Source organism: Stenotrophomonas sp. 2694, from assembly GCF_040548715.1.
Classification (GTDB): domain Bacteria; phylum Pseudomonadota; class Gammaproteobacteria; order Xanthomonadales; family Xanthomonadaceae; genus Stenotrophomonas; species Stenotrophomonas indicatrix.
On the sequence record NZ_JBEPSG010000009.1, the window covers coordinates 94,040 to 113,713 of the forward strand.

Genomic DNA, 19,674 nt, shown 5'->3' on the forward strand with positions numbered 1-19,674 from the left:
ACGAAAAAGGCCGCGGCACTGCCGCGGCCTTTCTGCATCCAGCGATGAAGAACGCCTCAGCCGTTCGGAATCAGCGTGTCGATCAGATGCTCGACATACGCTTCAAAATCCTCGCGCGCCTGCTTGGGCTGCTGCAGCTGCAGCGACAACTGCAGGAAGCCGACATAGGCGGCGTAAGCCAGGCGTGCGCGATGGCGTGCATCGGTCGAGCTCAGGCCCGCCTGGCGGAACGAGGCGATCAGGTAATCGAGCCGTCGCTGCGACACGCGGTCGATCACCGGCCGCACCATCGGATGGTCCAGTGCCTTCAGCAACTCGCTGTAGATGATGTGCGGCTGCACTTCGTGCGCCACCATCTGGAACAGCTGACGCAGGCGCACGCGCGGATCCGGCACGTCTTCCAGGCTGCCGAACACCTGTTCCTGCTCGAACAGTTCCCAGCGTTCCAGTGCCGCCTGCAGCAGCGCATCACGCGAGGGGAAGTGCCAGTAGAAACTGCCCTTGGTCACGCCAAGGCGGCGCGCCAGCGGCTCCACCGCGACGGCGCTCACACCTTGCTCGGCAATCAGATCGAGGGCCGCCTGGGCCCAGTCTTCGGCACTCAGGCGGCTGTTGCGGCCGGCACGCGGTTCGCCGGCGGAAGCGTCAGGTTGATTCATGTGCTGATTTAACCATACGCCGGGGTTCGTTGCAGTACGCGGTTGCGGCCGAAACCGTCGGCAGCCGGGCCGAGAGGCATTCCCGCAGCGCACCATACCGTGCAGTATTGACATCCCGCCGAACCAATCCATACTAGCGAGTATGGTTATGTCCCCTACTCTCGCTGCATTCCATGACCTGCGCCTGGAGGCGGCCCACGGTGCCTCGCTGGCTGCAACCGCCAGCACCTCCGGCCGTCGCGGGCGCGTACTGTTCGCGCATGGATTTGGCCAGACCCGCCATGCCTGGACGACGACGGCCAAGGCGTTGTCGGCAGCCGGCCTGCAGACCCTGGCTTACGACGCCCGGGGTCACGGCGATTCCGACTGGAATGCGGCCGATCTGGCGTACCACGGCGAGCAGTTCGCCGATGACCTGATCGTGCTGGCCGGCGAACAACCGCGACCGCCGGTGCTGGTGGCTGCCTCGATGGGTGGCCTGTTCGGCCTGCTGGCCGAATCACGCTGGCCAGGCCTGTTCTCGGCCATGGTGCTGGTGGATATCACCCCGCGCTGGGATACCGCTGGCGTCGAGCGCATCCTCGCCTTCATGACCGCGCATCCGGAAGGATTCGCCTCGCTCTCCCAGGCTGCCGATGTGATTTCGGCCTATGTGCCGCATCGCCCGCGCAAATCCGAAGACTCACTGCGCGCGCTGCTGCGCGAAGATGGCCACGGTCGCTGGCGCTGGCACTGGGACCCGCGCCTGGTGGCCGAACTGGCCCGTGACAGCGAGCAGCACCAGGACGCACTGGCCGAAGCCGCGCGCCAGGTGAAGTGCCCCCTGCTGCTGGTCAGCGGTGGCCGCAGCGACCTGGTCACCCCGCAGACGGTGGCCGAATTCCTGGCATTGGCGCCACACGCACGCCACGTACAGTTGCCGCAGGCCACGCACATGGTCGCCGGTGATGACAACGACGCCTTTACCGCTACTGTGTTGGACTATCTGGACGTGTTGCCCGCAGCGGATGCTGCAGCTTCGTCCGCCATAAACGAGCACGTCACCGGAGCACGCTCATGAGCCTCGTCATTCCCTTCCTCGCCCTGCTGCTGGCAGGCGCGTTCGTCGCCTACCACCGCATGCGCCTGCTGACCTGGACGCTGATCAGCGTGGCCCTGCTGGTGGCCTGCTGGTTCATCCCCTACGTCAACCAGACCGCCACGATCGTCGCCGCCGCGATACTGGCCGTGATCGTCGTGCCGCTGCTGCTGCCGTTCATCCGCAAGCCGCTGCTGACCGGCCCGATGATGAAGGTGTTCCGCAAGGTGCTGCCGCCGCTGTCGCAGACCGAGCGCATCGCCCTGGAAACCGGCTCGGTCGGCTTCGAAGGCGAACTGTTCACCGGTGATCCGGACTGGAACATCCTGCTGAACTACCCCAAGCCGCAGCTGACCGCTGAAGAACAGGCCTTCCTCGATGGCCCGGTCGAACAGCTGTGCACGATGGTCAACGACTGGGAAATCACCCACGTCCATGCCGACCTGCCGCCGGAACTGTGGGCCTTCATCAAGAAGAACAAGTTCTTCGGCATGATCATTCCGAAGGAATACGGCGGCCTGGGCTTCTCCGCGCTGGCCCACCACAAGGTGATCCAGAAGCTGGCCTCGGTGTCTTCGGTGGTCAGTTCCACCGTCGGCGTGCCCAACTCGCTGGGCCCGGGTGAACTGCTGGTGCATTACGGCACCCAGGAACAGAAGGACCAGTACCTGCCGCGTCTGGCCGATGGCCGCGAAGTGCCCTGCTTCGGCCTGACCGGTCCGTTCGCCGGCTCCGATGCGACCTCCATTCCCGACTATGGCATCGTCTGCAAGGGCGAGTGGAACGGCGAGCAGGTGCTCGGCGTCAAGCTGACCTTCGACAAGCGCTACATCACCCTGGCGCCGGTCGCCTCGCTGATCGGCCTGGCCTTCCGCATGTACGATCCGGATGGCCTGATCGGCCAGACCCGCGATATCGGCATCACCCTGGGCCTGCTGCCGCGCGAGACCGCCGGCGTTGAAATCGGCCGTCGCCACTTCCCGCTGAACTCGACGTTCCAGAACGGCCCGATCCGCGGCAAGGACGTGTTCATTCCGCTGACCCAGCTGATCGGTGGCGCTGCGATGGCCGGCAAGGGCTGGAACATGCTCAACGAGTGCCTGGCCGTGGGTCGTTCGATCACCCTGCCTTCCACCGCCAGCGGCGGTGCCAAGGCCGGTGCAGCAGTCACCGGCGCCTATGCGCGCATCCGCAAGCAGTTCGGCCTGTCGGTCGGCCGCTTCGAAGGCGTGGAAGAAGCGCTGGCCCGCATCGGTGGCAAGGCGTACAAGATCAGCGCGCTGTCGCAGGCCACCGCTGCTGCTGTGGACCGCGGTGACGTGCCGTCGGTGCCGTCGGCGATCGCCAAGTACCACTGCACCAACATGAGCCGCGAAGTGATCTCGGACATGATGGACGTGATCGGCGGCAAGGGCATCATCCTGGGGCCACGCAACTTCGCCGGCCGCAGCTGGCAGGCCGCGCCGATCGCCATCACGGTGGAAGGCGCCAACATCATGACCCGCAGCCTGCTGATCTTCGGCCAGGGTGCGATCCTCTGCCACCCGTGGGTGTTGAAGGAAATGAAGGCCGCGCAGGACCCCGACACCCGTGCGGGCCTGCAGGACTTCGACCGCAGCCTGTTCGGCCACATCCGCTACGGCATCTCCAACGCCGTTCGTTCGTTCTGGTTCGGCCTGACCGGCGCACGCTTCGGCGCTGCCCCGGGCGACGCCTACACCCGCCGCTACTTCCGCAAGCTGGACCGTTACTCGGCCAACCTGGCGCTGATGGCCGACATCTCGATGATGACGCTCGGCGGCAAGCTGAAGTTCAAGGAATCGCTGTCCGGCCGCCTGGGCGACGTGCTGAGCCATGTGTACATGACCAGCGCCATGCTCAAGCGCTACCACGACGAAGGCGCGCCGCAGGCGGACCAGCCGCTGCTGGCCTGGGCCTTCCATGACAGCGTGCACAAGATCGAGGAATCGCTGTCGGCTGCCCTGCGCAACTTCCCGATCCGTCCGATCGGCTGGTTGATGTGGGCACTGATCTTCCCGCTGGGCCGTCGTGCCGAGGCCCCGGGCGACCGCCTGAGCCGTCGCGTGGCTGCGCTGCTGATGGCCCCGAACGAAGCCCGCGACCGCCTCGCCAGCGGCGTGTTCCTGACCCCCTGCGAGAACAACCCGGGTGGCCGCATCAACAGCTACCTGAGCAAGGCGATCATGGCCGAGCCGGTGGAGCGCAAGTTCCTGAAGGCGCTGAAGAGCAAGGGCATCGAGGCGCTGGACTTCAACAGCCAGCTCGACGAGGCCGTGGCCGAAGGCGTGATCACCCAGGACGAGCGCAGCCTGCTGGAAGAGCTGCGTACGCTGACCCTGGACACCATCACCGTGGACGACTTCGACACCCACGAACTGCGCGCGGCCAGCTACTACGACCGCCAGAACAAGGACCCGCACTCGCAGGCGGCCTGATCGCCCGCGACACGCGTTGCCTCGACGGCGGGCCTGGCCCGCCGTCGCTTTGTCCGCCGACCGGAAACCGCCATGTCCACGCCCCTGCTTTCGCTCTATCACCGCCTGCAGCGCTGGCCTGCCGGCACCTGGCTGTTCTCGCGCGCGGTGTGCTTCAAGGCGCCCTATTTCGCCAGCATCGCCCCGCGCATCACGCGCCTGGAGAACGGCCGCTGCGAGGGCACGCTGGCCGACCGCCGCAAGGTGCGCAACCACATCGGCACGGTGCACGCGATCGCAATGTGCAACCTGGCCGAACTGACCGCCGGGGTGATGGTCGATGCGTCGCTGCCCAAGGGCATGCGCTGGATCCCGAAGGGCATGCAGGTGCAGTACCTGGCCAAGGCGCGCGGCACGCTGCAGGCGACAGCATTGCCGGCGCAGCCGATCGTGGTGGCGACCGAAGGCTATGCGTTGCCGGTGACGGTGAGTGTCCGCGACCGCGCAGGGACGGAGGTGTTCAGCGTGGTCATCGACATGTGGGTGTCGCCGGCGAAGTGATGTTGCCGCGAACGGCACAGCCCCTCGTGGGTGGATGCTGAAAGCGGTTCATCGGTTGGGCCGGAGGGGTGGGATGCCCAGGGGGCGCCGTGAATACGTCCCTGTAGGCTCGGGCGCGCCATCCATGGCGCTTACGCCCCTGCGCATCCCACCCCTCCGGCCTCTGACAGATCGCTGCGGCGTCCACCCACGCAAGAGAAAAAGAAGAGCAAAAGCAAAAAAGCGGCCCGGCGGCCGCTTTTTTCATGCGCGCAGAACCCACGAGCGCAGCGACCCGCTGTTGCTCTTGATCTTCTTTTCTTCTCCGTGGGCTGGCCGCGCACGGAACCTGTCAGGGGTCGGGCGGGTTGGGTTCGCGGGGGTGTCCGCGGCATGGATGCCGCGGCCAAGCCTACAGGGACGTACTTGCGGCGTCCCCCGCGAACCCAACCCGCCCGACCAACCCCATGACAGCTCTACGCGACCAACCCACGAGGGGCTGTGCCGTTGGCCGGAAATCACGCCAGTGCGCGAAACACCAACGCCAGGATCGCCGGCACGGCCTGGATCATGAAGATGCGTCGGCTCACGCTGTAGGCGCCATAGCACCCCGCCACCACCACGCACACCAGCGAGAACGTCACCAGCACCGGCTGCGCCAGCACCAGCCCCACCACGATGCCCGCCGCCAGGAAGCCGTTGTACAGGCCCTGGTTGGCCGCCAGCACGCGCGTGGTCTCCGCCTTCTCCGGTGAATTGCGGAACGTCTTCAGGCCCAGCGGCCGGGTCCACAGGAACATCTCCAGCACCAGGAAATAAACGTGCAGCAGGGCGACCAGCAGGGTCAGGGCGAGCGCGATCCAGTACATGGGCAGTTCCTTGGACAGGGATGGAGAATGGGGTCAGATCCCTTTCCCTGCGGGAAAGGGATCCGACCCCGGAAAATCAACGGTCGCGCGGCAGCTTCTTCTCTTCGCGCAGCACACCGAACGCCGCCAGGGTCATCAAGCCGGCTACGGCTACACCACCGATGAACACCACGTGCGAACCGAACAGCGACAGCCCCTTGTGCAGCCAGGCGAAGGTCAGGTCGGCGCCGCGGTACACCACCGTGTCGATCGCCGCGCCGGCCTTGTAGCGCCACTGCCGGTCCACGCGGGTGTAGATGGTTTCGCGGGCCGGCTTGGCCAGGGCGAACTCGCTGGCGCGGGTCATCACCTGCACCACCGCCACCATCAGCGGCATCGGCGATGCGGCCAGCACCGAGAAGCCGATCAGGATCGCAAAACCGGGAATCAGCAACGCCGGGGCGATGCCGTGGCGCGACAGCAGCCAGCGGGTCAGCCCGAGCTGCATCAACAGCGCCAGCGCGTTCACCGCCAGGTCGATGCGCGAAAAGAAGGCTGTGGCAGCGCCTGCATCGTTGAACGAGGCACGCACGATGCTGGCCTGCTGGTTGTACAGCAAGGTGCCGACACCCACGCCGAACACCACCATGATCGCCAGCCAGCGCAGCAGGGGCTCGCGCACGATCAGCTTCAGGCCATCGAGCACGCTGCCGCCCATCGGCTGCTCACCCGACACCAGCTGCTGCTCACGCTCGCGCAGCACCGCCCAGTGGCGCAGGCGCCAGATGCACAACAGGCACACGACCAGGAAGCCGGCCGAAACCAGCATCAGGTTGGCGATGCCCACCCGCTGCACCAGCGCACTGGTGATGATCGGGCCGAGGAAGGCGCCAACAGTGCCGGCCGCACCGATGTAGCCGTAGTAGGCCCGCGCCTGCGCATTGGAGAACACATCGGCCATGAAGCTCCAGAACACCGCGACCGCAAACAGGTTGAACACGGTGATCCAGAAGAAGAACGCCATGCCCCGCCCGGGTACGCCGCTGTCGAACAGTGCGTAGAAGCCCAGCAGGGTGGCGATGAAGAAGCCGTACACCGCCGGCAGGAACACCCGCCGCGGGAAGCGGCTGACCAGCCAGCCATAGACCGGCTGCAGCACCAGCATGATCACGAACACGCAGGAGAACAGGAACTGCAGGACGAAGTCCTTCAGGGCGATGCCATGGCTGGCGAACCAGGCGATCAACGCCGCCGGGAACACCGTCTCCAGGTCGGCCGAAGCGGCCATCGCCTCGCGTACCGGCCGCAGCACGTAGTAGCCGCTGAGCAAGCAGAAGAAGTACAGGAACGACCACCACAGCGCCGGCGACTCGCGCAGCACGGCCAGCAGGCCCTTCAGTGCCCCGCTCTCCCGCGCCGCGCTCACGCGGCTCCCCTCGCCCGCAAACGGCGGTTGGACAGCGGCATGGCAGGCTCCGGGGGCAGTGAAGCGCGTACGTTATCCAATGCACTGCAACATCGCCAGCGCAGGCGGCGCCGATGGCTGCAACGCAGTGTCACGGACTGGCCCGGCGGACACCTTGTGATACACGCTTTTCTGGCGTCAAAAATCCAACTTTTTCAACGAGATGCGCATTCATCTTCGCTTTGTTTGTGCACAGGCGAAAAGCGGCGCTAGAATCATCCCCAGCAGTCGCGCACGGGTTCCAACCGATGAAAAAGAACAGCCTGCGTCGTCCGATCCGTTCGGCGGCCACCGGTTTGCTGGGCATGTTGATGCCCCTTGCCTTGTCCACCACCGCGCAGACCCCGCCGGCGTTGCCGCCGATGCCGACCAACATCGAAACGGCTGCCGGTGGCGCCGTCGCCCACACCCAGCCTGCGGCCTACCGCACCGGGCTGGTGCCGCAGGTGCAGTTGCCCGCTGCCGGTTTCAACGTCGCCAACATCGAATCGATGGCGCAGCAGCTCACCTATGGCGAGCGCGTGCCGGGCATGGCAGTAGCCATCGTGCAGGGCGGCCGCGTGCTCAGCGCGCGCGGCTACGGTGTCACCGACGTCAACAACCCGTTGCCGGTCGATGCCCACACCGTGTTCCGCCTGGCGTCGCTCTCCAAGGCCTTCGCCGGCACCATGGCCGGCCTGCTGGTCAACGACGGTACCCTGCGCTGGGACAGCAAGGTCACCGACTACGTGCCGGGCTTCCGCCTGAACTCGCCGGAGGCCACCGACCGCCTGACCGTGGCCGATGTACTCAGCCACCGCGTCGGCCTGCCGTACAACGCCTATGACCGCGACATCGAAGGCAATGCCGAGTACTACGCGCTGACCCAGAAGCTGGCCAACACCAGCCTGAAGTGCCTGCCGGGCGACTGCTACGCTTACCAGAACGTGGCCTTCAGCCTGATCGGCGACGTCGTGTATGCCGCCTCCGGCAGCTTCTACGAGCAGTCGGTCGAACGCCGCATCTTCAAGCCGCTCGGCATGAACGATGCCAGCCTCGGCCTGGCCGGCATACAGGCCAGCTCGCGCTGGGCGCGCCCGCACGTGCGCAGCCGCAATGGCTGGGTGTCGCTGACGCCGAAGCCGACCTATTACCGCGTCGCCCCTGCTGCCGGCGTCAACGCCAGTGCCAGTGACATGGCGCAGTGGCTGTTGGCCCATACCGGCCACCGTCCGGACGTGCTGCCGGCGCCGCTGCTGGCCACGCTGCACTCCAGCCTGATCAACACACCCGGCGAGATGCGTTCGGGCTGGCGCCGCGAACGCCTGCACTCGGCCGGCTACGCGCTGGGCTGGCGCACCTTCGACTACGCCGGTCACGATGTCGTGTTCCATGCCGGCGCGGTGCAGGGCTACCGCGGCCTTGTTGCACTGGTGCCCGAGCGCGACCTCGGCATCGCCATCATGTGGAACGGTGAAAGCGGCCTGCCCAGCGGCCTGCTGCCGACCGTGCTCGACGCAGCCCTCGGCCTGCCGTCGCAGCGTTGGCTGGACGTGGACACCGACTTCGGCAGCGACAACCTGATGGCCGAGGGCGCCACCCCGGCACAGCAGGACAAGCGCAAGGGCAAGGGTGCCTCAGGCAACCGCGCGGTGGCCTCGCCGCGCTGAGCTGGCGAGCTCAACGTTAAGCAGAAGGGCGGCCCTCGGGTCGCCCTTTTCGTTTGTTTACGCAGCGCTGAGCGTCCCTGCCTTCACCGTTTCGTAGAATCAGGCGCGCCCGGGATGCTAGTGGGCGAAGTAGTGCATTCCGCCATCCACCGGAATCACCGCCCCGGTGATGTACCCCGCCAACGGCGACGCCAGGAACGCAACCAGGTGCGCTACCTCCTCTGGTTCGCCGAAACGCCCCATCGGGATGTTGCGGGCGATGAACTCACGCCGGCTCTCTTCCGTGGGATGCAGCCGATCCAGGATCTGCGCGCTGTTGATCCGCCCCGGCGCGATCGAGTTGATGGTGATGCCCTCGCCCGCCACGTCGCAGGACAGCCCCTTGCTCCACAGATGCAGCGCCGCCTTCGCCGGGCTCGCGGCGTTCACCGCACGCGGCTCCATCGACCCGCTGAGGTTGATCACACGCCCCCAGCCATTGGCCCGCATCGACGGCAGCAACGCCTGCGTCAGCCGTCGTGCCGCCGAGAAGTTCAGTGCCATCGCCTCGTCCCACACCTCGTCTGCTGCGGCCACCCCGGCCAACCGTGCGCCACCGGCCGCGTTGACCAGGATGTCCACGTGCTGCAGCGCCTGCAGCGAAGCGCTGGCGATGCGCTGCACATCGTCGGCGTCGGTCAGATCGCCCACCAACACGACGGGTACCGGTCCACCCGCCGCCTCGATCGCGGCCGCCACCGATTGCAACGGCGCCTGCCGCCGCGCGGTGATCGCCACGCGCACACCCTGCCTCGCCAGTACCCGCGCAACACCTGCGCCGATGCCACTGCCTGCGCCGGTGACCAGCGCGGTACGTCCTTCAAGATCCAGTTTCATGTGTTGCCCTGCCAGGTTCTGCCGGCCCATCTGGCCGTGCGGACATGCTCTTTGAACACCCTCGATTGATAAACTCCGGCGAGGTTTCAACATTCAGAACCCGGGGTGTCAGATGAACCTGTTGGAGAGCATGCAGGTCTATGTGCTGGCCGTGGAAAAGGGCAGCCTCAGTGCCGCGGCATCGGCACTGGACATCTCTGCGACGATGGCCGGCAAGCACCTGCGCGCCCTGGAAGAACGGCTGGGCATGCAGCTGTTGAACCGCACGACCCGTCGGCAGCACATGACCGCTTTCGGTGAGGCCTACTACGGCCGCTGCAAAGAGATCCTGCGCCTGGTGGAGGAAACCGATGCGCAGGCCCAGCACCACCATCTGGCACCGGCGGGCACGCTGCGGATCAGTGCACCGGTGATCTTCGGCACGCATGCGCTGGTGCCGGCACTGTCGACCTACATGGACCGCTACCCCGAGGTCAGTGTCGAACTGGTCCTGACCGATCGCGTGGTCGAACTGGCCGATGAGGGATTCGAGGCCGCCATCCGCATCGGCACGCTGGCCGATGCCACACATCTGGTGGCGCGCCCGCTCAGCCCCTACCGGCTGACCCTGTGTGCGTCACCGGCCTATCTCGCACGGCATGGCACGCCGCACAACGCGCAGGAACTGCAGCAGCATCAATGCCTGTCGCTGGATCCGGCTGCGCTGTCGCACTGGCTGGGCAACGAAGTGGCATTGCCAGCGCCGCCTTCGGGACGGTTGCAGATCAACAACGGCGAAGCGTTGCGGCTGGCCGCGCTGCAGGGCCAGGGCATCATCCTGCAGTCGAGCCTGCTGCTGGCAGCAGACATCGATGCGGGTGGCCTGGTCCCGTTGCTGCCGGAACATGGCCGGCGCGGTCGGCCCATGCACGTGGTCTATCCGCACGACCGTTATCACTCAACCCGGCTGCGCAGCTTCGTGGATTTCCTGGTCGAGCGGTTTCCCTGTGAAGCAGCTGACCATCGCAGCTGGCCAGGCGCACACAGCCCATAAAAAAACCCCCTCCCCGCTGGGCAGTCGGGGAAGGGGTCTCAGGGTACGGCTATCGGGAAGTACTTAGATCAGCGGTGCCGGAGTTGCCGGAAGGGCCACCGGAGCGGCCTTCTTCTTGCGGGCGGCCGGCTTGCGCTTGGCAACCTTCTTGGCAGCCTTCTTCGGGGCAGCCTTCTTGGTCGCCTTCTTCGCAGTCTTCTTCACTGCCTTCTTGGCGGTCTTCTTTGTCGCCTTCTTCACTGCCTTCTTGGCGACCTTCTTGGCCGGCTTGCGGGCAGTGGTCTTCTTGGCGGCTTTCTTGGCAGTCTTCTTGGTGGCCTTCTTGGCTACCTTCTTGACGGCCTTCTTCGCGGTCTTCTTTACGGCCTTCTTGGCAGCGGACTTCTTGGCTACCTTCTTCGCAGCCTTCTTCACTGTCTTCTTCGCCGTGGCCTTCTTGGCGACCTTCTTGGCAGCCTTCTTCACTGCCTTCTTGGCGGTCGCCTTCTTCGCGACCTTCTTCACTGCCTTCTTGGCAGCGGCCTTCTTGGCGACCTTCTTCACCGCTTTCTTGGCGGCGGGCTTTTTCTTCGCAGCTTTCTTGGTTGCCATGGTGATGGCTCCTCGTCAGTGATAGGGAGTTGAAACGCCCAGGTGGATCAAACCCGCCCATGCTGCGTGCGGGGACCGCCGGCGCGTCGGGCGCGCCGTTACGGATGCGGTGATGCCCGCCACGATCGGCGGAGCAGGCATCGGAACAGGGGTCGCCTTGCATTTCTCCGGGGGAAGCGGAGCCATGTCCACCGTCTTGAGGATCGCGGTGGTCTTCGAGGGGCTGCTTCGCATCGGACGATTGATTCTGCGCACTCGGTTTGGCAGGCAAGGTCTGCTGAGGCGAAACCTAATCACGGTTTTTTTTACTGTCAACAACCCCCGCGAAAAATTTTCACATCCGCCGCGTCCCGGAAGCCCTTCCCGCGCCTGCCGATGTTCCTCCGCGAGCGCCGGCAAGCACTGCATCGCGCATCGTCGCTGCCATCACCTGCGCACGAACAGCGAAGAAAAAACACTTGAAATAAGCACTCTGCGTCATGTAGGAGCCTGAAGCGGAACGCCACGCGGCGACGCGGCCATGCATGGCAACGCACGCGCCAACGCCAGCACAACGGACCTGCAACAAGGCCAAAAACTTTTCACATCCGGGCGCGCCGCCGCGGGGGTGGAAACGCGGATTTGCGCAAAACTGCGCACGCCTTTTGCCCGCGCTCAACGCCGACTGATGCCATGGCGATGGCATGCGGCGAACCGGCCGGCATAAGTTCGAAGCCTCCTCCAAAACGAAAACGGCCACCCGAGGGTGGCCGTTTTCGTACCGGGGAAACGACGACTCAGTGCTCTTCGTCTTCCAGGCCTTCGGCGTACGCGTCCGGGTCCAGCAGCTCGTTGAGCTCGTCGCTGTTGGACACTTCGACGACGAACATCCAGCCATCGCCGTAGGCGTCTTCGTTGATGGTTTCCGGCTTGTCGGCCAGTGCCGAGTTGACCTCGACGATGGTGCCGCTGATCGGGCTGTAGACGTCGGAGGCGGCCTTCACCGACTCGACGACCGCGATCTGCTCGTTGGCCTTGGCGGTCGCGCCGACTTCGGGCAGCTCGACGTAGACCAGGTCACCCAGCAGGCCCTGGGCGTGGTCGGAAATACCGACGGTCACGCGGCCATTGCCTTCGACACGGGCCCACTCATGGGACTTGAGGAACTTGAGGTCGCCGGGGATCTCGCTCATGGGACTGCTCCAGAGATATGCAGGGGGTGGAAAAAACGGGGCTAGTGTAACCAACCGGCCGCCACTGCTGGCAGTGACGACCGGCATGTTTGGATCAGGCGTCGCCAAGCACGCCGGGCTGGGCCTGGCCTTCGCGCACGAACGGGAACTTGACCACCCGCACCGGCACCTGACGGCCGCGGATGTCGACGGTGACCTGACCGAGTTCACCGGCCGGCACGCGCGCGAATGCGATGCCCTTGGCCAGGGTCGGCGAGAAGGTGCCGGACAGGATCTCGCCCTGGCCGCCGGCAGTGGTGACCGCCTGGCCATGGCGCAGCACGCCCTTCTCATCCATCACCAGGCCGATCATCTGACGTGCGTTGCCAGCCGCCTTCTGCGCCTCCAGCACGTCGCGGCCGATGAAGTCGCGGCCCTCGTCCAGCGACACCGTCCAGGCCAGCGCCGCTTCGTAGGGGCTGATTGCTTCGTCCATGTCCTGGCCGTACAGATTCATGCCGGCTTCCAGGCGCAGGGTATCGCGCGCGCCAAGACCGGCCGGCTTCACGCCGGCAGCAAGCAGGCGGTTCCAGAAAGCGACCACGGCATCCTGCGGCAGCAGGATCTCGAAACCGTCTTCGCCGGTGTAGCCGGTGCGGGCAACGAACAGTTCAACGCCGTCGTCGGACTGCACCTGCAGCGCGGCGAAACGGGCGAGCTTGCCCAGCGACTCACGGTCGGCTTCGCGGGCCAGGCCGATGACGATGTCGCGCGCCTGCGGCCCCTGCACGGCGAGGATCGCCAGGTCCGGACGCTGTTCGACCGAGACGTTGAACGGCGCAGCCTGCTCGCGCAGCCACGCCAGATCCTTCTCGCGGGTGGAGGCGTTGACCACCATGCGGAAGAAGTCCTCGCCCAGGTAATAGACGATCAGGTCGTCGATGACGCCGCCCTGCGGATTCAGCATGCACGAGTACAACGCCTTGCCGGTGGCCTTGAGCTTGTCGACCGAGTTGGCCAGCAGGCGGCGCAGGAACGGCTTGACCTGGTCGCCGCGCAGGTCGACCACGGTCATGTGGCTGACGTCGAACACGCCCGACTCACGACGCACCAGGTGGTGCTCGTCCAGCTGCGAGCCGTAGTGGATGGGCATGTCCCAACCCCCGAAATCGACCATCTTGGCGCCAAGGGCGCGGTGGGTATCGTTGAGCAGCGTCTTCTGGGTCATGACCGGGTCCGGCAGCAGAGGAAACAAGAACGCGCATTATCCCAGATCGGTCGGCCGCAGGTCGCGCCGCAGCGCAGCGGGGGGATGTTGGCCGGCCTGCGGCCGGCGGGCGCTTTCTACAAGCCAGGCAACGGCAACGGCCAAAGCGTATCGGCTCGGCGACGTCTGTGGGCTGGTGGGGCGATGTGGGGTTGCGGGACGCGCCGCAAGTACGTCCGTGTAGGCTCGTAGGCGCCATCCATGGCGCCTGCGGTCCCTCCACCCCACACCGCCCCACCCCGACAGGTTCCCGATGACGGGACGGAAGGCAAGAGCGGTTGTGGATGTCGATACATATATGGAGAGAAGTGTCGAAGCCATTGCCTGCGGAAAGGGATCCGACCCCGGGCACACAGAGCGCAGCGACCGGCGGCGGTGTCCGCGGCATGGATGCCGCGGCCAAGCCTACAAGGACGTACTTGCGGCGCCCCCTGCACAGCCCACCCGCCCGACCCAACCCAGCATCTGCTTTCAGCGACCACCCACGAGGGGCTGCGCCGTTGGCTGGAAACCCTAGGCGACCGCCTCGACCACCAGCGCACTGCCCTGCACCGCCACCACCCGCACCAGCGTGCCGGCCGGCAGCTCCGGCCCACTCACCTGCCACGACGCGTCGTCGATGCTGACCCTGCCCTGCCCGGCAACGATGGCCTGCTGCAAGGGCACCACCCGCCCGACCAGTTGTTCAGCGCGGCGGTTCAGCAGCGGCGCGTCGCTCTGCCGCGCACGCGGCTTGCCCCAGTGCCGGTAGCACTGGATCGACAGCACGCTCAACACCACGAAAGCGACCACCTGCCACAGCACCGGGATATCGGCGAACACCGCTACCAACGCGAACACCGCCGCCGCACCGATGCCGATCCACAGCATGAACGCGCCGGGCGCCAGCGCTTCGGCGGCGAACAGCAGCAAGGCCAACGCACCCCAGGCAACGACTTCCCAGCGCATGTCAGCCTCCGATCGGTGGCGGCCGCTTTGCCGGCGGCCGGGTTTCCTGGTTGGACAGGGCCTGCTTGGCCAGCTCGGCCACGCCGGCGATCGAACCAATCACTCCGCTGGCCTCCATCGGCATCAGCACCAGCTTCTGGTTCGGCGACGTGGCCAGTTCCTTGAACGCTTCCACATACTTCTGGGCGATGAAGTAGTTGATGGCCTGGACGTCGCCGTCGGCGATCGCCGCCGACACCACCTGGGTCGCCTTGGCTTCGGCTTCGGCCAGGCGCTCGCGTGCTTCGGCGTCGCGGAATGCGGCCTCGCGCCGCCCCTCCGCCTCCAGCACCGTAGCCTGCTTCTCGCCTTCGGCACGCAGGATCTCGGACTGCCGCGAACCTTCCGCCTCGAGGATCTGCGCGCGCTTCTCGCGCTCGGCCTTCATCTGCCGTGCCATCGCATCGAGCAGGTCGCGCGGCGGCTGGATGTCGCGGATCTCGATGCGGTTGACCTTCACGCCCCACGGGTTGGTCGCATGATCGACCACGCTGAGCAGCTTGGCGTTGATCACCTCGCGCTGGCTGAGCGATTCATCCAGGTCCATCGAGCCGATCACGGTACGGATGTTGGTCTGCACCAGGGCGATCATCGCCACTTCCAGCACCGATACCTCGTAGGCGGCCTTGGCCGCGTCCAGTACCTGGAAGAACACCACGCCATCGACGCGCACGGCGGCGTTGTCCTTGGTGATCACTTCCTGGCCGGGCACGTCCAGCACCTGTTCCATCATGTTCACCTTGCGCCCCACCCCGTAGACGATCGGGATCAGGAAATGCAGGCCGGGCGACATGGTGTGGGTGTAACGGCCGAACCGCTCGACGGTCCATTCATAGCCCTGTGGCACCATCCGCACTGCCTTGAACAGGATGACCACGGCCACGAAGGCCAGCACCGCGCTGAAGAACATGGTCGGAAACATCGCGCTTTCCTTATGGGAGACGTCCGGAGCCCAGCATAGCGCGTGGATGCAGGCGGTGCGGGTACCGCACGTTCCAGCCGAAAGCAGCCGAGCGTGGCCCGGCGCTGCAGGATGAACCCGCTCAGATCCGGGTCGTGGCCAGGAAGCGCTCGCGGTCCTGCTGGGTCTGCCGGCGGATCTCGGCCAGCGCCTGGCTTTCGGTCGCCTCCAGCATCGCCTCGAACAGGCGCTGGAAGTGATGGCGCATCGCATTGCGTGCAGCGACGGGATCGCGCGCGCGCAGCCCCTCGAAGATCGCCATGTGCTCGTCGGCGCGGCTGGCACCATCGTCATGGCACACCCGTGCGTAGACCTCGGTCACCCGCGGCAGCTCGCTGCGCATGCGCCAGATCTGCTGCACCAAATACTCGACCACCGGATTGCCCGACAGGCGGGCGATGGCCAGGTGGAAGCGGCGGTCGTAGTCGCCGGCCTCTTCATCGGTGAGGTCACGCCGGCACAGCGCTTCAGCCAGCACCTGCAGCTCGGCGATGCCGGCCTCATCGATATTGCTTGCCGCCAGCGCTGCGGCTTCCGCTTCGAACACGGCACGCGCCGCGGTCAGGTCGAAGGCGCTGATATCGGGCAGCCCGCCGGCAGCCTGGGCCGGGCGCGGCTTCACATAGACGCCCGAACCGATACGGATCGCGATCCAGCCCTGCGCTTCCAGGGCGATTTCCGCCTCACGGATGGTGACCCGGCTGACGCCGAAGCGTTCGGCAAGTTCACGTTCGCCCGGCAGGCGCGAACCCGACGGATATTCGCCATCCTCGATCAGCTTGCGGAGCTTGGCGGCGATGGTCTGGTAGAGACGGTTGGCGGACATGCGGCTGACCCTTGGCGGTTCCCTCCGGGCCCGTCCCCGGCCACCGGGCACGGTGCGGGTCCGGTTGGAGCGACGGCGCGACCATTGGCCGCGCCGCCCTGTTCAGAACTTGTATCGTACACCGAAATACGCGCGCCGCCCGTAGCTCACCACCTCGCGGAAATTCCCGTAAAGCGGCTGGTACGCCACGCGTGGCTCGTCGGTCAGGTTCATCAGTTCCAGCGACAGCGACAGCTGCTTGTTCACCCGGTAACGCAGGCGCAGGTCGACGCTGGTGTTGTCATCGTAGTAGCGGTTCTGCTGCGCCGTGTTGCCGGTGAAGTCCTGGTAATAGTGCGAACGGAACTTGCCGATGGCCTGGATGTTGAAGCGGCCCACATCCCAGTAGAGGGAACCGGACAGCACATGCCGCGAGAAGCCGCTCAGGCCGGCCGGCGGAACGATGGCCGGAATGATCGATCCATCGGCGGCCAACTGCTCGCCCAACCGCGAATCCTGCGTCTGGTAGTCGGCGTCGGCATAGTTGTAGCTGACCTTGAAGCCGAGGCCATCGAACGGCTTGGGCAGGTACGAGAACCGGTGGGTAGCACTGAGCTCGATACCGGTCAGGGTGCTGTCTTCATCGGTGGTCACCTGCTGGCGCACCGGCACGGTCACCGTCTGTCCGTTGAGGGTGTAGGTCTCCGGCACCAGCGCGGTGGCGGTGCCGCCGTTGAACTGCTTCCAGTACACCGCACCGGCCAGCAGCGTGTCCGGGTTCGCATACCACTCAAGCGAGACATCGCCGTTCCAGGACATAAGCGGCTGCGCAGCCGGATTGCCGCTGGCACTGATGTCGTCCAGCGCGTCGGCCAGGCCGGTATAGGTGGCATCGCTGCTGACATTGATGGTTCGCCCGGCACCGAGTGCGGCGATATCCGGGCGTGACATCGCTCGGTACGCGCCAACCCGCAGCAACAGGTCCGGCTTCAGCTCGAACGCGGCATTCAGGCTTGGCAGCAGCTTGTCGTTGCCCGCCTTGAACACCTGGGTGGTGAAATCACCAGTGGGTTGCAGGCGGATCGTGCCGTCGCCGTTGTCGATGACCGCCAGGTCGGTGCGCACGCCTTCCGAACGCACGTCGGTCTTGACCCAGCGCAGGCCGACATTGCCGGTGACCGGCAGGCCGAACAGCGTGCTGCTGAATTCACCCATCAGGTACAGCGCGCGGGTTTTCTCGGTCACATCGACGTTGTTCGGGTCCTGGAAGTCCGGGTCCAGGCCACTGTCGCTGGTGCCGCGGAAGGATGCGTAGAGGCAGCTCGGATCGAAGTACGCCCACGAGGAGATCGTATTGCCGCTGGCCGCATCCATGAAATCGTCCTGCGGGAACGGTGCACGGCAGGCACGGTTGGCGGCAATGATCTTCGCCTTGTCGGCCGCTACGCGCTGGTCGTAGTCGGTCACCAGGGTGTTGTCGCGCAGGCGGTAGTCGGCCTGGCTGGCGCGCACGCCGCCCTTGATGCGGGTGAAGAAACCGGACTCGGGCATGAAGCTGGCATCGAAGCGGCCGGCCTTGATCTTGTGGTCGTTCTCGGTCGCGCTGGAGGTCACCCGCGCCGCGCCGGTGTAGGCATCCCAGTTGTTCGGGTCGAAGTTCGGCGCCAGCGCCACGCTCGGCACCTCGCCATGCCAGTCCCAGTCGTAGTCGACATAGCCGGTGGCGCCGCTGCTGATGCCCGGCACGATGGCATTGTTGACGTCGCGCTGGTTGGCGCGCAGCCGGGTCATGCGCTCGCTGTCCAGGCGGTTGGTATGCGAATAGGAAAGATCGGTGGACAGCTCCCAGGCCGGGCTGGGGCGCAGGATCAGATTGAGGCCACCGCCGGTGTATTCCTCGCCGCGCCAGTAGCGGTTGGAGGTCGAATCGATGGAAGTGCTGCCATGCAGGTGGCGGACGATGCCATCCTCGTCCACCTCGCGCTGGGTGATGCCGCGTCGTGCATTGGACAGGCTCAGGTCGCTGCGGTCCTCGTCCCAGTTGCGCTCGGTATGTTCGAAATCGAGGTTGACCTCGACCACGTCGTTGGGCCGCCATTGGATCGCCGCGAATTCGCTCTGGCGATCATTGCGCTCCTGCTTCAGGCGATAGATGCGGCTGCTTGGCACCAGATAGTACGGCGCGCCGTTGGCGATGGCCTGGGCGCTGACCTCATTGCAGTTGGCATTGGCCACGTTCTGCCTGCCATCGCAGGCATACCAGGTGGAGCCGCTGGTGATGCTCTCCTCCGGATCGGTGCCCTCCAGCCGCTGGATGCCCAGCGAGATGCCGAGCTTCTGGCCGTTGCCGAATTCGAACTGGTCGATGTAGCTGGCGGTACCGCGATAGCCGATGCCATCGTCGTCGCGGTACTTCTTGTCATACTCGGCCCAGCTGCCGCGCAGATCGATCTGCGCCGAGCGCTTGCCGTACTCCAGCGGCTTGACCGTCTCCAGCCCGATGGTCCCGGCGACACCGCCTTCGATGATGTCGGCACGCTGGGTCTTGTAGATCGCCACCGTATTGATCAGCTCGGCCGGGAACATGTTGAAGTTCACCGAGCGGTCGCCGCTGCCGTTGGTGATCTCGCGGCCGTTGAAATTGGTGCTGCTGAGGAAGGCGCCGAGACCACGGATCGAGATTTCCGATGCGCCGGTCTTGTCGCGGGTCGAGGCGGCCCCGGTCAGCGTTTCGATCGCATCGGCCAGTGATGGCGCGGGCAGGTCGCCGATGTCGTCGGCCGACAACACATCGGCGATCACCGTGTCGTCGCGCTTCTTGTTGATCGAGCTCTGCATCGATTCGCGGATGCCGGTGACCTGGACCTGGTCCAAGGTGGTGGCGTCCTGCCCGGAACCGCTGCCGGCAGACTGCGCCTGCACGGCCGGTGAAGCCGCCAGCGCAGCGAGCAGTGCCACGATCAGCGGTGTGGGTGACAACGGTGTACGACGTACAACTCCGGCTGGTTGCCGCATGGTTTTCCTCCTCCCAAAGGATCGCCCGGACGGTAGGCGTGGGACGCAGCTTCGACACGCCGACGCAAAAATGTCAACCAACTGGACTGGATTTTTCGTAATACCTTTGATTCAGACCGGTTGCCCGGCATTTCATGTGCTGATGCAGCATGACTTTGCGCGCAACGTGGCTTACAACACACCTACCAAGTGGTATGCACACCCACTCCGAAACCGCGGCATCGCCGTCTCTGGAAGGACTTCATGCGCATTCAACCGACTTCGCACCGCCTTTCGAAACCCACCCTTGGATATTGCCTGGCAATTGGACTGGC

The 19,674-nt window shown here is 65.7% G+C and carries 17 protein-coding genes; 6 read left to right on the plus strand and 11 right to left on the minus strand.

Going from position 1 to position 19,674, the window contains the following annotated elements; genetic code table 11:
- Window positions 1–56: 56 nt before the first annotated feature.
- Window positions 57–659 carry a TetR/AcrR family transcriptional regulator gene (locus ABIA73_RS12975; protein WP_025877807.1) on the minus strand — a complete coding sequence of 201 codons (603 nt, stop codon included), beginning with the start codon at window positions 657–659 and terminating at the stop codon, window positions 57–59.
- A 142-nt stretch (window positions 660–801) separates the two neighbouring features.
- Between ABIA73_RS12975 and ABIA73_RS12980 the strand changes: the two genes are divergently transcribed.
- The 3 genes from ABIA73_RS12980 to ABIA73_RS12990 all read left to right on the plus strand — a co-directional run bounded on the left by ABIA73_RS12980 (window position 802) and on the right by ABIA73_RS12990 (window position 4,733).
- On the plus strand, window positions 802–1,719 hold the full coding sequence (locus ABIA73_RS12980) for an alpha/beta fold hydrolase (protein WP_309911566.1): 918 nt from the start codon (window positions 802–804) through the stop codon (window positions 1,717–1,719).
- Complete coding sequence (locus ABIA73_RS12985) at window positions 1,716–4,193, plus strand: acyl-CoA dehydrogenase (RefSeq protein WP_025877803.1); 2,478 nt, start codon at window positions 1,716–1,718, stop codon at window positions 4,191–4,193. The genes ABIA73_RS12980 and ABIA73_RS12985 overlap by 4 nt, the downstream gene beginning before the upstream one ends.
- Window positions 4,194–4,265: 72 nt before the next feature.
- Window positions 4,266–4,733, plus strand: a complete 468-nt coding sequence (locus ABIA73_RS12990; protein WP_354275887.1) for a hotdog fold domain-containing protein — start codon at window positions 4,266–4,268, stop codon at window positions 4,731–4,733.
- Window positions 4,734–5,230: 497 nt separating this feature from the next.
- On the opposite strand, the gene ABIA73_RS12995 is transcribed toward ABIA73_RS12990, so the two are convergent.
- The gene (locus ABIA73_RS12995; protein ID WP_033831781.1) at window positions 5,231–5,581 is read right to left on the minus strand and encodes a DUF1304 domain-containing protein; all 351 of its coding nucleotides are present in this window, start codon (window positions 5,579–5,581) and stop codon (window positions 5,231–5,233) included.
- Between the two features lie 76 nt (window positions 5,582–5,657).
- Window positions 5,658–6,986, minus strand: coding sequence for an NTP/NDP exchange transporter (locus tag ABIA73_RS13000; RefSeq protein WP_354275888.1), 1,329 nt, complete (start codon window positions 6,984–6,986; stop codon window positions 5,658–5,660).
- 287 nt (window positions 6,987–7,273) lie between these two features.
- Here ABIA73_RS13000 and ABIA73_RS13005 point away from each other — a divergent pair, with 287 nt between their 5' ends.
- Window positions 7,274–8,674 carry a serine hydrolase domain-containing protein gene (locus tag ABIA73_RS13005; RefSeq protein WP_025877795.1) on the plus strand — a complete coding sequence of 467 codons (1,401 nt, stop codon included), beginning with the start codon at window positions 7,274–7,276 and terminating at the stop codon, window positions 8,672–8,674.
- A gap of 117 nt (window positions 8,675–8,791) precedes the next feature.
- Here ABIA73_RS13005 and ABIA73_RS13010 read toward each other — a convergent pair whose 3' ends face one another.
- Window positions 8,792–9,550 (minus strand): SDR family NAD(P)-dependent oxidoreductase, encoded by a 759-nt coding sequence (locus tag ABIA73_RS13010; RefSeq protein WP_100436799.1) that lies wholly within the window; start codon window positions 9,548–9,550, stop codon window positions 8,792–8,794.
- Window positions 9,551–9,662: 112 nt separating this feature from the next.
- On the opposite strand from ABIA73_RS13010, the gene ABIA73_RS13015 reads away from it, so the two are divergent.
- Window positions 9,663–10,583: a LysR family transcriptional regulator gene (locus tag ABIA73_RS13015; protein ID WP_263930105.1), complete on the plus strand. Its 921-nt coding sequence runs from the start codon at window positions 9,663–9,665 to the stop codon at window positions 10,581–10,583.
- A gap of 63 nt (window positions 10,584–10,646) precedes the next feature.
- On the opposite strand, the gene ABIA73_RS13020 is transcribed toward ABIA73_RS13015, so the two are convergent.
- Window positions 10,647–11,174 (minus strand): hypothetical protein, encoded by a 528-nt coding sequence (locus ABIA73_RS13020; RefSeq protein ID WP_025877789.1) that lies wholly within the window; start codon window positions 11,172–11,174, stop codon window positions 10,647–10,649.
- Window positions 11,175–11,286: 112 nt separating this feature from the next.
- On the opposite strand from ABIA73_RS13020, the gene ABIA73_RS13025 reads away from it, so the two are divergent.
- Complete coding sequence (locus tag ABIA73_RS13025; RefSeq protein WP_263930104.1) at window positions 11,287–11,667, plus strand: hypothetical protein; 381 nt, start codon at window positions 11,287–11,289, stop codon at window positions 11,665–11,667.
- 283 nt (window positions 11,668–11,950) lie between these two features.
- Here the strand turns inward: ABIA73_RS13025 and gcvH are convergent, their stop codons facing one another.
- From gcvH to ABIA73_RS13055, 6 genes are all read right to left on the minus strand, one after another.
- Window positions 11,951–12,346, minus strand: a complete 396-nt coding sequence (gene gcvH / locus ABIA73_RS13030) for a glycine cleavage system protein GcvH (protein WP_025877788.1) — start codon at window positions 12,344–12,346, stop codon at window positions 11,951–11,953.
- A 94-nt stretch (window positions 12,347–12,440) separates the two neighbouring features.
- Window positions 12,441–13,553, minus strand: coding sequence for a glycine cleavage system aminomethyltransferase GcvT (gene gcvT, locus ABIA73_RS13035; RefSeq protein ID WP_263930103.1), 1,113 nt, complete (start codon window positions 13,551–13,553; stop codon window positions 12,441–12,443).
- Between the two features lie 552 nt (window positions 13,554–14,105).
- Window positions 14,106–14,540: an NfeD family protein gene (locus ABIA73_RS13040; RefSeq protein WP_025877784.1), complete on the minus strand. Its 435-nt coding sequence runs from the start codon at window positions 14,538–14,540 to the stop codon at window positions 14,106–14,108.
- Between the two features lies 1 nt (window position 14,541).
- Window positions 14,542–15,501: an SPFH domain-containing protein gene (locus ABIA73_RS13045; protein ID WP_025877782.1), complete on the minus strand. Its 960-nt coding sequence runs from the start codon at window positions 15,499–15,501 to the stop codon at window positions 14,542–14,544.
- 121 nt (window positions 15,502–15,622) lie between these two features.
- A complete protein-coding gene (locus ABIA73_RS13050) occupies window positions 15,623–16,366 on the minus strand; it encodes a FadR/GntR family transcriptional regulator (protein WP_132825125.1) in 744 nt (247 codons plus the stop codon).
- Between the two features lie 102 nt (window positions 16,367–16,468).
- Window positions 16,469–19,360, minus strand: coding sequence for a TonB-dependent receptor (locus ABIA73_RS13055; RefSeq protein WP_025877778.1), 2,892 nt, complete (start codon window positions 19,358–19,360; stop codon window positions 16,469–16,471).
- Between the last annotated feature and the right edge of the window lie 314 nt (window positions 19,361–19,674).

Bases quoted from the DNA above. Each gene is read 5' to 3' on its own strand.
- ABIA73_RS12975 (WP_025877807.1), bottom strand. From the start codon at position 659: ATGAATCAACCTGACGCTTCCGCCGGCGAACCGCGTGCCGGCCGCAAC.
- ABIA73_RS13040 (WP_025877784.1), bottom strand. From the start codon at position 14,540: ATGCGCTGGGAAGTCGTTGCCTGGGGTGCGTTGGCCTTGCTGCTGTTC.
- ABIA73_RS13015 (WP_263930105.1), top strand. From the start codon at position 9,663: ATGAACCTGTTGGAGAGCATGCAGGTCTATGTGCTGGCCGTGGAAAAG.
- ABIA73_RS13010 (WP_100436799.1), bottom strand. From the start codon at position 9,550: ATGAAACTGGATCTTGAAGGACGTACCGCGCTGGTCACCGGCGCAGGC.
- ABIA73_RS13050 (WP_132825125.1), bottom strand. From the start codon at position 16,366: ATGTCCGCCAACCGTCTCTACCAGACCATCGCCGCCAAGCTCCGCAAG.
- ABIA73_RS13045 (WP_025877782.1), bottom strand. From the start codon at position 15,501: ATGTTTCCGACCATGTTCTTCAGCGCGGTGCTGGCCTTCGTGGCCGTG.
- ABIA73_RS12990 (WP_354275887.1), top strand. From the start codon at position 4,266: ATGTCCACGCCCCTGCTTTCGCTCTATCACCGCCTGCAGCGCTGGCCT.
- ABIA73_RS13020 (WP_025877789.1), bottom strand. From the start codon at position 11,174: ATGGCAACCAAGAAAGCTGCGAAGAAAAAGCCCGCCGCCAAGAAAGCG.
- ABIA73_RS13005 (WP_025877795.1), top strand. From the start codon at position 7,274: ATGAAAAAGAACAGCCTGCGTCGTCCGATCCGTTCGGCGGCCACCGGT.
- gcvH (WP_025877788.1), bottom strand. From the start codon at position 12,346: ATGAGCGAGATCCCCGGCGACCTCAAGTTCCTCAAGTCCCATGAGTGG.
- ABIA73_RS13055 (WP_025877778.1), bottom strand. From the start codon at position 19,360: ATGCGGCAACCAGCCGGAGTTGTACGTCGTACACCGTTGTCACCCACA.
- ABIA73_RS12980 (WP_309911566.1), top strand. From the start codon at position 802: ATGGTTATGTCCCCTACTCTCGCTGCATTCCATGACCTGCGCCTGGAG.
- ABIA73_RS13025 (WP_263930104.1), top strand. From the start codon at position 11,287: ATGCCCGCCACGATCGGCGGAGCAGGCATCGGAACAGGGGTCGCCTTG.
- ABIA73_RS12985 (WP_025877803.1), top strand. From the start codon at position 1,716: ATGAGCCTCGTCATTCCCTTCCTCGCCCTGCTGCTGGCAGGCGCGTTC.
- gcvT (WP_263930103.1), bottom strand. From the start codon at position 13,553: ATGACCCAGAAGACGCTGCTCAACGATACCCACCGCGCCCTTGGCGCC.
- ABIA73_RS12995 (WP_033831781.1), bottom strand. From the start codon at position 5,581: ATGTACTGGATCGCGCTCGCCCTGACCCTGCTGGTCGCCCTGCTGCAC.